The organism is Pedococcus bigeumensis (assembly GCF_039531795.1).
Classification (GTDB): Bacteria; Actinomycetota; Actinomycetes; order Actinomycetales; family Dermatophilaceae; genus Pedococcus; species Pedococcus bigeumensis.
Window position 1 is genome coordinate 1,123,935 of sequence record NZ_BAAAQS010000001.1, and the last position, 14,254, is coordinate 1,138,188.

13 protein-coding genes are annotated in these 14,254 nt (G+C 72.3%); 9 read left to right on the forward strand and 4 right to left on the reverse strand.

Translation table 11 applies throughout. The annotated features are described in order from the left end of the window. The first annotated feature begins 170 nt into the window (after positions 1 to 170). Positions 171 to 632, forward strand: coding sequence for an Rv2175c family DNA-binding protein (locus ABD262_RS05395; RefSeq protein ID WP_344132289.1), 462 nt, complete (start codon positions 171 to 173; stop codon positions 630 to 632). Positions 633 to 670: 38 nt separating this feature from the next. On the opposite strand, the gene ABD262_RS05400 is transcribed toward ABD262_RS05395, so the two are convergent. Then, positions 671 to 1,756: a polyprenyl synthetase family protein gene (locus ABD262_RS05400; protein ID WP_344132291.1), complete on the reverse strand. Its 1,086-nt coding sequence runs from the start codon at positions 1,754 to 1,756 to the stop codon at positions 671 to 673. Between the two features lie 93 nt (positions 1,757 to 1,849). On the opposite strand from ABD262_RS05400, the gene metF reads away from it, so the two are divergent. After that, the gene (gene metF, locus ABD262_RS05405) at positions 1,850 to 2,785 is read left to right on the forward strand and encodes a methylenetetrahydrofolate reductase [NAD(P)H] (protein WP_344132293.1); all 936 of its coding nucleotides are present in this window, start codon (positions 1,850 to 1,852) and stop codon (positions 2,783 to 2,785) included. A gap of 245 nt (positions 2,786 to 3,030) precedes the next feature. Here metF and ABD262_RS05410 read toward each other — a convergent pair whose 3' ends face one another. Continuing rightward, a complete protein-coding gene (locus tag ABD262_RS05410) occupies positions 3,031 to 4,347 on the reverse strand; it encodes an MFS transporter (RefSeq protein WP_344132296.1) in 1,317 nt (438 codons plus the stop codon). Between the two features lie 101 nt (positions 4,348 to 4,448). On the opposite strand from ABD262_RS05410, the gene ABD262_RS05415 reads away from it, so the two are divergent. Next, the gene (locus ABD262_RS05415; protein ID WP_344132299.1) at positions 4,449 to 4,766 is read left to right on the forward strand and encodes an ArsR/SmtB family transcription factor; all 318 of its coding nucleotides are present in this window, start codon (positions 4,449 to 4,451) and stop codon (positions 4,764 to 4,766) included. Positions 4,767 to 4,801: 35 nt separating this feature from the next. On the opposite strand, the gene ABD262_RS05420 is transcribed toward ABD262_RS05415, so the two are convergent. Further along, the gene (locus tag ABD262_RS05420) at positions 4,802 to 5,608 is read right to left on the reverse strand and encodes an HAD-IIA family hydrolase (RefSeq protein ID WP_344132302.1); all 807 of its coding nucleotides are present in this window, start codon (positions 5,606 to 5,608) and stop codon (positions 4,802 to 4,804) included. A gap of 93 nt (positions 5,609 to 5,701) precedes the next feature. On the opposite strand from ABD262_RS05420, the gene ABD262_RS05425 reads away from it, so the two are divergent. After that, positions 5,702 to 6,112 carry a VOC family protein gene (locus ABD262_RS05425; RefSeq protein ID WP_344132305.1) on the forward strand — a complete coding sequence of 137 codons (411 nt, stop codon included), beginning with the start codon at positions 5,702 to 5,704 and terminating at the stop codon, positions 6,110 to 6,112. Positions 6,113 to 6,122: 10 nt separating this feature from the next. Here ABD262_RS05425 and ABD262_RS05430 read toward each other — a convergent pair whose 3' ends face one another. After that, entirely contained in the window at positions 6,123 to 6,725 is a 603-nt protein-coding gene (locus ABD262_RS05430; protein ID WP_344132308.1) for a YbaK/EbsC family protein, read from the reverse strand. A 364-nt stretch (positions 6,726 to 7,089) separates the two neighbouring features. Here ABD262_RS05430 and ABD262_RS05435 point away from each other — a divergent pair, with 364 nt between their 5' ends. Genes ABD262_RS05435 through dinB form a run of 5 tightly spaced genes read left to right on the forward strand, consistent with a single transcriptional unit; the run spans position 7,090 to position 14,143 of the window. Next, the gene (locus ABD262_RS05435; RefSeq protein ID WP_344132311.1) at positions 7,090 to 7,434 is read left to right on the forward strand and encodes a DUF6504 family protein; all 345 of its coding nucleotides are present in this window, start codon (positions 7,090 to 7,092) and stop codon (positions 7,432 to 7,434) included. Beyond that, positions 7,434 to 7,967 carry an SAV_6107 family HEPN domain-containing protein gene (locus ABD262_RS05440; protein ID WP_344132314.1) on the forward strand — a complete coding sequence of 178 codons (534 nt, stop codon included), beginning with the start codon at positions 7,434 to 7,436 and terminating at the stop codon, positions 7,965 to 7,967. The genes ABD262_RS05435 and ABD262_RS05440 overlap by 1 nt, the downstream gene beginning before the upstream one ends. Continuing rightward, entirely contained in the window at positions 7,964 to 11,998 is a 4,035-nt protein-coding gene (locus ABD262_RS05445) for a DNA polymerase III subunit alpha (RefSeq protein WP_344132317.1), read from the forward strand. The genes ABD262_RS05440 and ABD262_RS05445 overlap by 4 nt, the downstream gene beginning before the upstream one ends. 42 nt (positions 11,999 to 12,040) lie before the next feature. Next, positions 12,041 to 12,814 carry a methyltransferase domain-containing protein gene (locus tag ABD262_RS05450; RefSeq protein ID WP_344132320.1) on the forward strand — a complete coding sequence of 258 codons (774 nt, stop codon included), beginning with the start codon at positions 12,041 to 12,043 and terminating at the stop codon, positions 12,812 to 12,814. Between the two features lie 33 nt (positions 12,815 to 12,847). Continuing rightward, a complete protein-coding gene (gene dinB / locus ABD262_RS05455) occupies positions 12,848 to 14,143 on the forward strand; it encodes a DNA polymerase IV (RefSeq protein WP_344132322.1) in 1,296 nt (431 codons plus the stop codon). The last annotated feature ends 111 nt before the right edge of the window (positions 14,144 to 14,254 follow it).

A 14,254-nucleotide genomic window follows, 5' to 3' on the forward strand; every position in this document is an offset into this window, starting at 1 on the left:
GGCGTGCGGGCCGTGGGGCTGGAGCAGCAGTCGGTGCTGGAGTGGACAGTGTGGCGACTGTGACGAATGTGAAAGGTACACCATTCGGGCACCTCCATATCGACTTACATCAATGTAATTTGGTTTTCGAGGCGATTTGCTTTGCCTGCTCCTGCTGGCACTCTTGTCCCGTGACCGAACAGCCCGCGGCCTCGGCCGAGCAGTCCTCCGACCTGCAGACCCACGACGAGCAGTCCACCGACGACCAGTCGAAGGACGTGCAGCCGCAGGACTCCGAGCCCTCGCTCGAGTCCCTCGTCGGGGCCTGGCTGACCGTGCCCGACGTCGCCGAGCGGATGGGGATCGCCCTGTCGGCCGTCCGGCGCCTCATCGAGGAACGCGAGCTGCTGAGTGCCCGCATCGGTGAGCGCAGGGTCGTCGCCGTGCCCGAGCAATTCCTGCACGAGGACGTGTTCCGGCACCTGCGGGGCACCTTCACGGTGCTGGCCGACGGCGGCCTCGACGACGAGGAGATCCTGCGCTGGCTGTTCACGCCCGACCCGACGCTGCGCGTCCCGGGCACCCCGGTCGACAACCTCGCCGCCGGGTTCAAGACCGAGGTGCGGCGACGCGCGATGGAGCAGGCCTTCTAGCGCGCTGCCCCTGGCGCCTCAGGTGGGGCTGGTTGGCGTCAGTTGGCTCGGCTGGTCGCGCTGTCGATCAGCTGGTCGAGCACGCCGGTCGCCTCGGGCGAGAGGTCGCGGGTCGACTTCAGGGCCATCCGTGCTGACCCTGCGAGGCGGGCGATGTCCGCCTCCACGGCGTCGACGGCCCCGGCCGAGGTGATGGCGTCGCGCAGCTGCTGGACGACCTCGTCGTCCAGCAGCGGGTCGCCGAGCCGGCGCTCGATGAGCTCACGCCCGGCGTCGTCAGCCCCGGCCAGGGCGTGCGCGACCAGCACGGTCCGCTTGCCCTCGCGCAGGTCGTCGCCGGCCGGCTTGCCGGTGGCCGCCGGGTCGCCGAAGACGCCCAGCAGGTCGTCGCGCAGCTGGAAGGCCTGGCCGAGGTCGAGCCCGTAGCGCGAGAGGGCCGCCAGGTCGTCGTCGGAGGCGCCACCAGCCGTCGCGCCGATGAGGAGGGGGTGCTCGACCGTGTACTTGGCGCTCTTGAACCGGATCACGTGCTCGGCGCGCTCGACCCGCTCGCTCGTGGGCACGTCGTCCCAGGACCGGGCCGACTCGACGACGTCGAGGAACTGGCCACCCATCAGCTGGGTGCGCATGCGGTCGAAGACCGCCCGTCCGCGCTGGAGGTGGGTCGGCTCCAGGCCCGACGTCGCGTAGATCTCCTCGGTCCAGTTGAGGCACAGGTTGCCCGCCAGGATCGCGCCGGCCACCCCGAACCGGTCGGCGTCGCCGGACCACGACTCGCGCTCGTGGCGCGCCGCGAGCGATCGGTGCGCCGCCGGCATGCCCCGTCGGGTGTCGCTGTCGTCCATCACGTCGTCGTGGATCAGGGCGGCCGCCTGGAAGAACTCCATCGCGGTCGCCACGCGGACGAGGGCGTCGGAGTCGGGCTGGCCGGCGGCGCGGTAGCCCCAGTAGAGGAAGGCGGCTCGCAGCCGCTTGCCACCGGTGAGCAGGCGTGCGACGGCGCCCAGCAGCTCCTGCGCGTCGGGGCCCACCTCGGCCAGGACCGTGGCCTGGTGGGCGAGGACGTCGTCGACCGTGGCCTGCACCCGCCCACGCAGGGAGGCGGCGTCGAGCGGGCTGGTCACCACGCGTTCCTCCCAGGCGGCTGTCGGTCCGAGGATGTCTCATCCTGTGCTGCCCCGAGCCTACGGCGTGGCGCCTCGACTAGTCTCACCGCCATGGCTTTGGTGCAGACGTCGCGGGACGGGCGGCCGGGGAGGGAGCCGCAGTCGATCCCCGGCATGCTGGCCGCAGACCACCCGTCGATCAGCTTCGAGTTCTTCCCGCCCAAGGACGACGCAGGGGAGTCGGCGCTCTGGGACGCGATCCGGCGGCTGGAGTCCGTGCGGCCCGACTTCGTGTCCGTGACCTACGGCGCGGGCGGCTCGAACCAGGACCGCACCGTGCGGGTCACCGAGCGGATCGCCCGCGAGACCACGCTGACCCCACTGGCACACCTCACCTGCGTGGGCGCGTCGGTCGCCGCGCTGCGGCAGGTGGTCGGACTGTATGCCGCGAGCGGCGTCCGCAACATCCTCGCCCTGCGGGGCGACCCCCCGGGCGACCCCGGTGGGGAGTGGACCGCACACCCCGAGGGCCTCAACCACGCGACCGACCTGGTCGAGCTCGTGCGCAGCCTGGGTGACTTCACGATCGGCGTCGCGGCCTTCCCCGACGTCCACCCCGCCTCCCCGAGCTTCGAGCACGACGTCGACGTGATGGTCCGCAAGGCCGACGCCGGCGCGAGCTTCGCGATCACCCAGATGGTCTTCGACGCCGACAGCTACCTGCGGCTTCGCGACGCCGTGGCCGCGCGCCGCGACCTGCCGATCACCCCGGGGCTGATGCCCGTCACCAACTTCAAGCAGGTGGCGCGGATGTCCGAGCTGATGGGCACCCCGCTGCCGGAGGCTGTCGTGCGGCGGCTGCAGGCGGTCTCCGACGACCCGGCCGCCACGCGCGAGGTCGGGGTGCAGATCGCCACCGAGCTCGCCGACCGGATGCTCTCGGAAGGGGCTCCCGGGCTGCACTTCATCACGATGAACCGGTCGACCGCGACGCTCGAGGTCTACCGCAACCTCGACCTCGGCGCGAAGGCCGCCAGCCGGAGCTGAGCTCCCCCCGAGCGCCTCTGGCTACGTCTGAGGCTGGGACACCACGGTGGGACACCTGAGGCCGTGACATCTGAGTACGTACACGGATGCCGGTGTCGAGCTGGACGCGGGAGGGTGGACCCCGTCGCAGTCGGGGGAGTGCGGCAGCGGGACACGAACCGTGACGCAGCCAGGAGGGGAGCCTGCGCCCGGTTCGTGTCCCGCCCACGTCTGCGGCCGGCCGCGAGCGGCCCCCCGTCTCGCCCTCAGTCGCGGGTCGTGAGGGCCCGGGAGAGGGCCGCAGCCCCCGACAGCACGACCACGGCCAGCCCGTAGATCGTCGCGGTCCGCTCCAGGCCGAGGTGGGGGGCGGCGAACCCGGCGGCCACCGCGGGCAGCCCGAAGGCCAGGTAGCTCACCACGAAGACGCTGGAGAACAGCTCGCCGCGCTGGTCCGGGCCGACCGTCGGGGTGATCGAGCGCATGATCCCGAGGAACGACGTCCCGAAGCCCGAGCCCGCGACCACGGCGGCCAGCAGGAAGCCCACCAGCGACTCCGCGTGCAGCGCCACCAGGGTCAGGATCGTGCCGAGGGCGAGCATGGTCGTGCCGTAGAGCGTGATCTCGCGGGGCGAGCGACGCCGGCCGAGGGCGGAGCTGAGCGCGCCGACCCCCGTGAGGATGGCGACGACGGCCCCCTGCTCGAGGTGGCTGCCACCGCCCAGCAGCTGTCCGACGATCGGCGCCCCGAGCGAGAGGTAGAGGCCGCCGGTCGCCCAGCCCGCGAACAGCGCGGGAGCGCTGCGTCGGAACGCGGGGCGTGCGGCGACGGGGATGCCGACCTGCGGCCGCAGCGAGCGGCGCCACCCCTGATGGCGCGGTGACGTCTCGGGCAGGGCCAGCACCGCCACGGCGATGGCCAGGTAGAGGCCGGTGAGGGTGGCGAACACGATCGGCAGGGCGTGCGAGGTCGCGTCGAGGGCCAGGCCCGCGACGAGGGCGCCCGCGGCCAGGCCGAACAGCGGGGTGACGCTGTTGAGGGTGGCGGCGAGGCCGGGACGGTGGCGGGGCTCGAGGTCGACGACCGCGGCGGACATGGTCGACATCAGCAGGCCGGCAGCCACGCCCTGGACGGCGCGTGAGGCCATCAGCATCGCCACACCGTCGGCGTGCCAGAACCCGACCATGCTCACGGCGAGGACGGCGAAGCCGGTCGCGAGCACCGGACGGCGGCCGACGTGGTCCGACAACGACCCGGTGACCAGGAGGGTCGCGAGGAGAGTGAGGGCGTACACCCCGAAGATCGTGGTCATCGTGCCCGGCGAGAAGCCGATCTCGGCCTGCAGGACGGGGTAGAACGGCGACGGAGCGCTCGCCCCGACCATCATCGCCACGACGGTGGCCAGGGCGAGGGCGAACGCGGGGCGGCGGGGAAGCCGCAAGCGCTGCTGCCCGTCCCTGCTGGCGGTGGTGGCAGCCGTGCTGGCGGTCGGGCTGGTGGCGGTCGTGGTCGTGGTCGTGGCGGTCGTGGTCGTGGCGGTCGTGCTGGTGGTGCCGGTCGGGATGCTGCTGGTCGCACTCATGACGAGCCTCTCGGACGGAACAACGGTTCGATATTTGTCGAACTGTCGTTCCGGTCGGGGCATTCCCGATTCCCGCAAATTGGTTCGAGTATTATCGAACCATGCCCGCCAACCAGGTGCTTGCGCACCCCGACATCGCCGACGTGACACTCACCGACGTGCTGTTCGCGCTGAGCGACCCCGCCCGGCTGCAGATCGTCCGCGACCTCGCGGACGGCCCGCTCGAGATGGCCCAGTGCGGTGCCACGAACCCGGCCCTGCCCAAGTCGACGAAGTCGCACCTGATGAAGGTCCTGCGCGAGGCAGGGGTGATCCGCAACGAGCCGCGGGGGCGCGAGCGGCTGGTGTCACTGCGTCGCGAAGAGCTGGATGCGACCTTCCCGGGTCTGCTCGACAGCATTCTCGGCAGCGCCCGCTGACCCGGCCCCGCGGCATACGCGCGTCGGCCGGGGACTCAGCCCGGCGCTGAGGGTCGCAGCTCGGCGACGAGGGGCACGACGTCGGCGATGGAGTCGACGACGCGCGTGGGCTGGTAGGGGAAGCGGCCCACCTGCTCCGGGCGCGTGGAGCCGGTCAGCACGAGGACCGTGCGCAGCCCCGCCTCGAGCCCGCTGATGACGTCGGTGTCCATCCGGTCGCCGATCATCACCGTCGACTCGGAGTGCGCGTCGATCCGGTTGAGCGCGCTGCGCATCATCAGCGGGTTCGGCTTGCCGACGAAGTAGGGCTGGTGGCCGGTGGCTGCGCTGATCAGGGCCGCGACCGAGCCGGTGGCGGGCAGCATGCCGTGGGGGCTGGGTCCACTGACGTCGGGGTTGGTGGCGATGAAGCGGGCACCGGCCTCGATGAGCCGGATCGCCTTGGTGATCGCCTCGAACGAGTAGGTGCGGGTCTCGCCCAGGACCACGTAGTCCGGGTTGCGCTCGGTCATCGTGTAGCCGACCTCGTGCAGCGCCGTCGTGAGGCCGGCCTCACCGACCACGAACGCGGTGCCCCCGGGCCGTTGGTCGGCCAGGAACTGCGCGGTCGCGAGGGCCGAGGTCCAGATCGACTCCTCGGGCACGTCGATGCCGCTGGCGAGCAGGCGGGCCCGCAGGTCGCGCGGGGTGAAGATCGAGTTGTTCGTCAGGACGAGGAACCGCGTGCCCGACTCCTGCAGTGCGGCGATGAACTCGGGCGCCCCGGGGATGACGCTCTCCTCGTGGACGAGGACGCCGTCCATGTCGGTGAGCCAGCACTCGACGGGCTTCGGGGTGGTCATGCGCCCATTGTGCCGACTTGTGCTGCGCGCTTTGGTGGAGCACCAGCAACCGGACCGGGGGCACGCTGGAAACGCCTGAAGGAGGTGCTCGTCATGTCATTGGCCACGAGCGCAGTTGCGGCGCTGCTTCCTGTCGCGGACATCGATCGCGCCAAGGGTTTCTACGACCGGCTGGACCTGCCGTACCTCGGCACGAACGACGAAGGCAGCCTGATGTACCAGCTCAGCGGTGGCGCGATGCTGATGCTGCTCCCGCGTGAGGCCGGGACGCAGAACCCCAGCACCGCCCTGACCTGGGAGGTCGACGACGTCGCCGCGGAGGTCGCGGACCTCGAGGCCCGGGGCGTCGTGTTCGAGGACTACGACCTGCCCGACCTCAAGACCGTCGACCACATCGCCGAGATGGGTGGCGAGAAGGCCGCATGGTTCAAGGACCCCGACGGCAACGTCCTGTGCGTCCACCAGGTGGCGCGTGACCAGGTCGCAACCCCCGGTATGCCGTGACGCGGCTCGCTCAGGCGACCTCGATCGCGTGTCCGCCGGTGACGCGGAGCAGCTCCTCGTAGGTGGTCCGGAAGACGGTGTGGCTGTGCCCGGCGGCGGCCCACACGTGGCGGTACCGGCTGAGGGAGACGTCGACGAAGGTGCGGATCGGGACGACGTGGCCAACGGGCGCCACGCCGCCGATCGTGAACCCGGTGGTCGCCAGGACGAAGTCGGCGTCGGCGCGGTCGAGGTGGTCGATGTCGTCGACCAGCTCGGCGACCTTGACGAGGTCGACCTTGTGCGCGCCCGAGGTGAGGATGAGCACCGGGCTGATGCTCTGGTCGGGGGCGTGGGCGCGGAAGATGAGGGAGTTGGCGATCTCGGCCGGGGTGATGCCCAGGGCGGCGGCCGCGGCGGCCGCGGTGCGGACGGCGTCGGGAAGGCTGACGACCTGGGGGACGACCTGGTGCAGGGCGAGGGTGTCGAGCACTCGCCGCACGGCGGGGTGCCCGGTCAGGTCGGCGGCGGTCAGTGGGGTGGCGGACGGCGCGGCGGCGGACGGCGCGGCTTCGGAGGGTGTGACGTCGGAGGGGGTGGTCACCCCCTGGGTCGGCACCTCGGGCACGGTCATGGCCGAAGACTAGGGCCGCTCGCGCGGCGCTGTCACCAGTCGTCCGGCGGGGGTTGACGGGCTGTCCGTGGCGGGGTGTACGGTTCTTCTCATCGAACACCTGTTCGAATGTGGTTCACGGCGAGACCGGCATCACCGGTCACGACACTGCGTTTCACGGCTCCACATCGTGACATGCAGTCGCCCGCGGAGCACTGCGGCTCTGGCCCTGTGATCAGGCGCCTCGACCCCGCCCTTCACAGGGCCAGAGCGCAACACCTGAATGCGACGTCGCGCCTGTCCTCGACGGTGCTGCGCCATGCCCTTTTCCACCCCGCCTGATCACCCACCGCCTGACCAACACCGACCAGTGAAGGAGCATCCCGTGGTTCGCCGCTACGAAGAGACCATCGAGGTCCGTGAGGGAGCTCGTGACGACCTGACCCTCGGTCTGGGAGGCGCTGAGGACGTGGGCGCCGTCGGGCCCGAGGCCTTTGTCTGGCGCGGCCGGCTCTATGTCGTGCGGGCCGTGCTCGACCGCTGGCAGGAACGCCGCCCGTGGTGGCGCGACGCCCGGGAGCGTGACGGTGGCAGCGACGTGCTCACCGATGCCCGCGAGCGGCAGGTCTGGCGGGTCGAGGCGAGCGCCGGCCGCCTCTGCGGGGTGGGGGTCTACGACCTGGGTGCCGACCACGGCAGCCAGTGGCGGCTGCTGAGGGTCGCCGACTGATGGGGGCGACGAGCACGACCACGGGAGCCGCTGCCACGCTCGACCTGCTGGACCGGGCCCGGCACTCACTGCTCGAGGCCTGCCAGAGCCAGGAGGTCGCCCGGCGCTACGACCAGGCCCAGCTCGGGGCGCTGCGGGCTGCCGCCGCCGTGGTCGCCACCCGCACCTCCAGTCGTCCACCCACGGGCCAGTCGGGTCCGCGCAGCCTGTGGGAGCTGCTGCCCACGGTCGCACCCGAGCTGTCCGAGTGGGCGGGGTTCTTCGAGGTGGTCGGCGCCCGTCGCCACCACGGCCACAGCGCACGGGAGGCCGATGACGTGCTGCGTCAGTCCGAGCTCTTCCTCGACCTCGTCTGTCACACCCTCGGTCTACCGGTGACCGTGTCGTCCCAGGACCACCTGCTGGTGCCCACTGCCCTGGCCACGACGACACCTGCCCTGGCCACGACGACACCTGCCCTGGCCACGACGACACCTGCCCTGGCCACGACGACACCTGACCTCGCCACCACGGGCGCGAGGGCGGCGCCATGAGCGCCGAGTTCGCCCACCTGCACGTCGCGTCGGGGTTCTCGATGCGCTACGGCACGGCGCCCCCCGAGGCCCTCGTCGAGCGCGCCGCCCAGCACCGCCAGCCGGTCCTCGCCCTGACCGACCGCGACGGTCTCTACGGCGCGGTCCGGTTCGTCCAGGCAGCCACCGCCGCCGGGATCGCCCCCGTCCTGGGCGTCGACCTCGCAGTGGGCCCGGACGCTGCGCATCCCGCCGCGTCGGGGGCGCACCCGCCTCCCACTCCCACCTCCTCCTCTCTCACCTCCTCCACTCCCACCCCGACCCGGACGCCGGTCCGCGGTGGTGCCGAGCGCGATGCCCGCCACCCACGGGTCACCGTCCTCGCGCGGGGGCGCGCAGCCGGGGTGCCTGCCGGGGTGGGCTGGGCGGCGTTGTGCCGGCTGGTCACGCAGACCCACCTGCGAGGGGAGCGCGGGGTGCCGGTGAGCTCTGTCGCGGTGCTGGCCGGTGCGTGCGGGGGTGGACAGCCAGGAGGAGACCCACGAGGAGCTTCCCGGGGAGGAGAGCTCCGCGGAGGAGAGCCCAGCCCGCTCGTGGTGCTGCTCGGTCCCGACTCCGACGTGGGTCGCGCGCTGCTGGCGCGACGCACCGACCTGGCGCGCGAGCTGCTGAGCAGCTGGCGGCGGCGGCTGCCCCCCGATGCCCTCGTCGTCGAGGTGGTCTGCCACGGGGGGCCCGAGGGCACCCCCGCCTCGCGCAGCCATGCCCGGCGACTGCTCGGGCTCGCCGACGAGCAGGGCGTCCCGGCAGTGCTCACCGCGGCAGTGCGCCACGTCGAGCCGGGGGAGTCGGCGGTCGTCGACGTGCTCGACGCCGCACGGCGGCTGGTCGCCCTCGACACCCGGCACCTCGACCGGGTCACCGACGCCGCCCACCTCGCGAGCACCGACACGATGCACGCCATCGCCCGCGAGGTCGCCGGTGGCGACCGGGCGCGCGCCGACGCCTTGGTCGACCGCACCCTGGCCCTCGGTCTCGGGTGCGCCCAGAGCGCACGCCACGACCTCGGCATCGGCTCGATCCACCTGCCCGAGCCCGAGCGGTTGGGGGTGGAGCCGGGCATGAGCGCCCAGGTCATGCTGGAGCAACGGTGTCGCGGCGCGGTGGCCTGGCGCTACCCCGGCGCCAGCGACCACGAGCTGATGGCGATCGAGAGCCGGCTCAGCGACGAGCTCAAGGTGATCGCCGAGCTCGGTTACCCGACCTACTTCCTCACCGTCGCCCAGGTCGTCGACCTGATCCGCGAGATGGGGGTGCGGGTCGCCGCCCGCGGGTCGGGGGCCGGGTCGCTGGTCAACTACCTGCTCGGCATCAGCGGGGTCGACCCGATCCGCTACCGCCTGCTGATGGAGCGGTTCTGCTCACCACTGCGCGCCGAGCTGCCCGACATCGACATCGACGTGGAGTCGGCCCGGCGCACCGAGGTCTACGAGCGGATCCTCGACCGGTTCGGCGGTGAACGGGTCACCTGCGTCTCGATGATGGACACCTACAAGGTCCGCCACGCCATCCGCGACGTCGGATCGGCCCTCGGGCTGCCGCCGGTGGAGATCGACGAGATCGCCAAGGCGTTCCCGCACATCAGGGCCCGCGACGCGCGCAATGCCATCGCCGAGCTGCCCGAGCTGCGGGCCCGGGGGCTGGACAGCCCACGACTGCGAGCCCTGTTCGACCTCGTCGAGCGGCTCGACGGACTGCCCCGCCACATCGCGCTGCACCCGTGCGGGGTGATCCTGTCCGACGGCAGCCTGCTCGACCGCACGCCGGTCGAGGCGAGCTGGCTGGGGTTCCCGATGAGCCAGTTCGACAAGGACGACGTCGAGACGCTCGGGCTGCTCAAGCTCGACGTCCTCGGCATCCGCATGCAGTCGGCGATGGCGCACGCGGTGGCCGAGGTCGCCCGGGTCGACGGGGTGCAGGTCGACCTCGACGACCAGGCCCAGGTGCCGCTCGACGACGAGGCGACCTTCCGACTGATCCGCACCAGCCACACCCTCGGCTGTTTCCAGATCGAGAGCCCGGGGCAGCGCGAGCTGATCGGCAAGTTCGGGCCGGAGCGGTTCGAGGACCTCGTCATCGACATCTCGCTGTTCCGGCCCGGTCCGGTGAAGTCCGACATGATCACGCCCTTCCTCGAGGCCCGGCACGGGTGGAAGGAGGTCAGCTACCTGCACCCCACGCTCATCGAGGCGCTGCGCGAGACCGAGGGGGTCGTCGTCTTCCACGAGCAGGTGCTGATGATCGTCGCCGAGACCACCGGCGTGTCACTGGCCCAGGCCGACGAGGTCCGCCGTGCCCTCGGCACCCCCAAGGGCCAGCGCGAGATCGAAGCCTGGTGGCGGCCCGCGGCGAGGGCGCGAGGCTACGCCCCGGCCGACGTCGACCGGATCTGGGAGGTGCTCAAGGCGTTCGCGTCGTTCGGTTTCTGCAAGGCCCACGCCGCGGCCTTCGCGCTGCCCACCTACCACTCGGCGTGGCTGAAGACCCACCATGCCGCCGCGTTCCTCGCTGGAGTGCTCACCCACGACCCCGGGATGTACCCCAAGCGGCTCATCCTCGACGACGCCCGGAGCCTCGGCATCGCCGTGCTCGGGCTCGACGTCAACGTCTCCACCGGCAGCTATCGCATCGAGCGGCTGGACGACAGCCCTCCCGGCGAGGTCGACCCGTCCGGTGAGCTCGTCCCTTCCGGTGAGGTCGACCCGTCCGGTGAGGTCGACCCGTCCGGTGAGGTCGACCCGTCCGGGTTCGTCCCGCCGCATCCCGACCTGCCCGATGCCAGCAACTACGGCATCCGGCTGTCCCTCGCCGACGTGCGGGGCATCAACGACGCAGAGGTGGCCCGCATCGTGGCGGGCCAGCCCTACGCCGGGTTGGCCGACTTCTGGCACCGCGCCCACGTCTCGCGGCCGGTCGCCGAGCGCCTCGTCCTGGCCGGCGGCTTCGACAGCCTCTACGGCATGCGGGTCGAGTCCGCCGGGATCGGTGCCGGGGGGCTCGGGCGCCGGGGCCGCACCACCCGTCGCGACCTGCTGCTCCACGTCGCCGAGCTCGACCGCTACGGACGGGCCCTCGACCGTTCGGCGAGACGGGCGGCGCCGCGCCGGGGGAGGGCAGCCAACGCTGTCCCGTCGGACCAGGCCCTCGAGACCGGTGAGGTGCGGGCCAGGGCGGCCGCGCAGTCCCAGGGCGCCCTGCCGGTCCGCGCGGCCGACCAGCAGCCGACCCAGCTCGCGCTCGACCTCGGCGACCGGCCCGAGCTCACCAGCGGCACCGGCCTGCCCGAGCTGTCCGGTCCCGAACGCATCCGGGCCGAGCTCGACATCCTCGGCCTCGACGCCAGCGCCCACGTCGTCGCCTTCTACGCGCCGATGCTCGACGCCCTGGGGGTGACCCGCAGTCGTGACCTGTTGCGGGCCCGCAGCCGGTCGACCGTGTGGGCGTGCGGGGTCAAGGTGGCCACCCAGACGCCGCCGATCCGCACCGGCCGAAGGGTGGTCTTCCTGACCCTCGACGACTCCACGGGTCCGGTCGACGCGACCTTCTTCGAGGACGTCCAAGGGCCCTATGCCGCCACGGTGTTCCACTCGTGGATGCTGCTCGTGAGGGGAGTGGTGCGACGCACCGGCCCTCGAGGTGTCTCGCTGCGAGCGACCGGGGCCTGGGAGCTGACCCCGCTGTGGGAGGCGTGGCTGAGTGGCGGCCTCGAGGCGGTGTATGCCGCGATGGAGGCGACGGAGCGCGCCGCCACCGAGCAGGCGGAGGCGTTGGAGGCGGCCCACCAGGACCAGGTGGGCGCAGGGCGGCGGGTGCTGGTCCACGCCTCCGGGTTCCGGCAGTCCCCCTACGCCGACATCCGCCCTCCCGGCGAGGACGTGCGGGGTTCGCACCGGCTGGGTCAGGGGGTGGTCGTGCCCGACGGCAGGGAGGCGGAGCAGTTCAGCCCGCCACGCAAGCTCTGGCACTCAAGCCCCGGCAGCTCAGGCCATTAGGCTGGCCGGAGCACCCGCAGACCAGCACAGGAGGTGGCCGTCGTGGCCGAAGAGCAGTGGCGGCACCGGCGCGGCGGCGTCGAGACGGCCCTGCGGACCTCGGCGGTGTGGGCCTCGGTCCGCAGCCTCATCGAGCGCCGGCAGGGCGAGCTCGGTCGCCCCCTGCGGGTCCTCGACCTCGGTGGCGGCACCGGCGGGCTCGCGGTCCCGCTGGCCGAGCTGGGCCACCAGGTGACGGTCGTCGACCCCAGCCCGGACGCCCTGGCCTCGTTGTCGCGGCGCAGTGCCGAGCGGGGCGTCGCAGACCGGGTCGTCGCCCTGCAGGGCGATGCGGACTCGCTCGCCACCCTCGTCGGCGACCAGCAGGTCGACCTGGTCTGCTGCCACGGCACCCTCGAGGTCGTCGACGACCCGGCGGCCACCCTCGCCGCGCTGGCCGGGGTGCTTGCCCCCGGTGGCTACCTCAGCCTGGTGGCGGCCGGGCGGCTCGCGGCGGTCCTCGCGCGGGCGCTGGCCGGCCAGTTCGCGCAGGCGCACACGGCGTTGACCTCGCCGGACGGCCGATGGGGCGGGGCCGACCCGTTGCCACGACGGTTCGACGAGGCGGCGCTGCGTGCCCTGGTCGAGCAGACCGGGCTGGTCGTGGAGGACGTGCACGGCGTGCGCGTGTTCAGCGACCTGGTCCCGTCGGCCTTCATCGACTCGGACGCCGACCGGATCGCCCTGCTCGAGCTCGAGGAGGCCGTGACCGGCCACCCGGACTTCGCCTTCCTCGGACAGCTCGGCGCCGCGGTACACGTCCTCGCCCGACGCTGACGGCGCCAGGGTGCGGACCACGAGGCCACCGAGATGAGCCGACGCCAGTACGCGCTTCCCCAGCGCGGCGACGAACACCCCCCGGACGACACCGGGTGCACGGTGCTGCACGTCGACATGGATGCCTTCTACGCCTCGGCCTCGCTGCTGAGCCGTCCTGAGCTGGTCGGGACCCCGGTCATCATCGGTGGCGGGGGCAACCGCGGGGTGGTCCTCTCCGCCACCTACGAGGCGCGCAAGTTCGGCGTCGCCTCCGCCATGCCCATGGCTCGTGCCCGACGGCTGTGTCCCACCGCGACCGTCGTGGCGCCCGACCACGCCCTCTACAGCGCGATCTCCGCAGCGGTGATGGCGACCTTCGAGACCATCACCCCGGTCGTCGAGCCGCTGTCCCTCGACGAAGCCTTCCTCGACGTGTCCGGGGCGATCCGGCGGCTCGGCAACCCGGCCAGGATCGGTCAGCTGATCCGCGACACCATCCACGACGAGCAGGGCATCACCTGCTCGGTCGGGGTCGCCCCGACGAAGTTCGTGGCCAAGCTCGCCTCCGGCCTGGCCAAGCCCGACGGGATGGTCATCGTGCCTCGTGACGAGGTGGTGACCTTCGTGCAGCAGCTGCCCGTGGGCGCGCTGTGGGGGGTGGGTGACAAGACCGAGGAGGCGCTCCTTCGACTCGGCCTGCACACCGTCGCCGACATCGCCCACACGCCGGTCGACACCCTGCGCCGGGCGTTGGGCGAGAGCGCCGGCCCGCACCTGCACGACCTGTCGTGGGGTCGGGACCCCCGCCACGTCGAGGTCCAGCGCCGTGAGCGCAGCATCGGCTCGGACGAGACGTTCGAGTTCGACGTCGACGACCCCGCCTACATCCACCGTCAGCTGCTCAAGCTCAGCGACCGGACCGCGGCGCGCGTGCGGTCGGCCGGGATGCTCGGGCGGACCGTCACGATCAGGGTGCGGTTCTCCGACTTCACCACCATCACCCGTAGCCGCACGCTGCGTGACCCCACCGACGTCAGTCGCGAGATCTTCGACACGGCCAAGGGGCTCTATGACGCGTTGGGCCTGCAGCGGGCCAGGATCCGCCTGGTGGGGGTGCGGATGGAGGGCCTCGTGGAGAGCGAGGGCGCCCCGATCCAGGGCACCCTCGACGAGCCCGACCACGGCTGGCGTGACGCCGACCGTGCCGTCGACCGGGCCAGTGCCCGGTTCGGGGCGGGCAGCGTCCGCCCGGCCAGCCTGATCAGCGACCGCGAACGCGACAGGCGGCGCGGGCGACAGGCTGCCGTCGAGTCCGAGAAGGCCAGACCTCACCCTGAGAACGGGTAGTGCAACACCGCGCGGCGACATATCCTGAAGAGGTCAGCGGAAGGCCACTGACCGGCAACGATGCCTCGGCAGGCAACGATTCGGTGGCTTGACGCGTTAGTCGGGTGCACG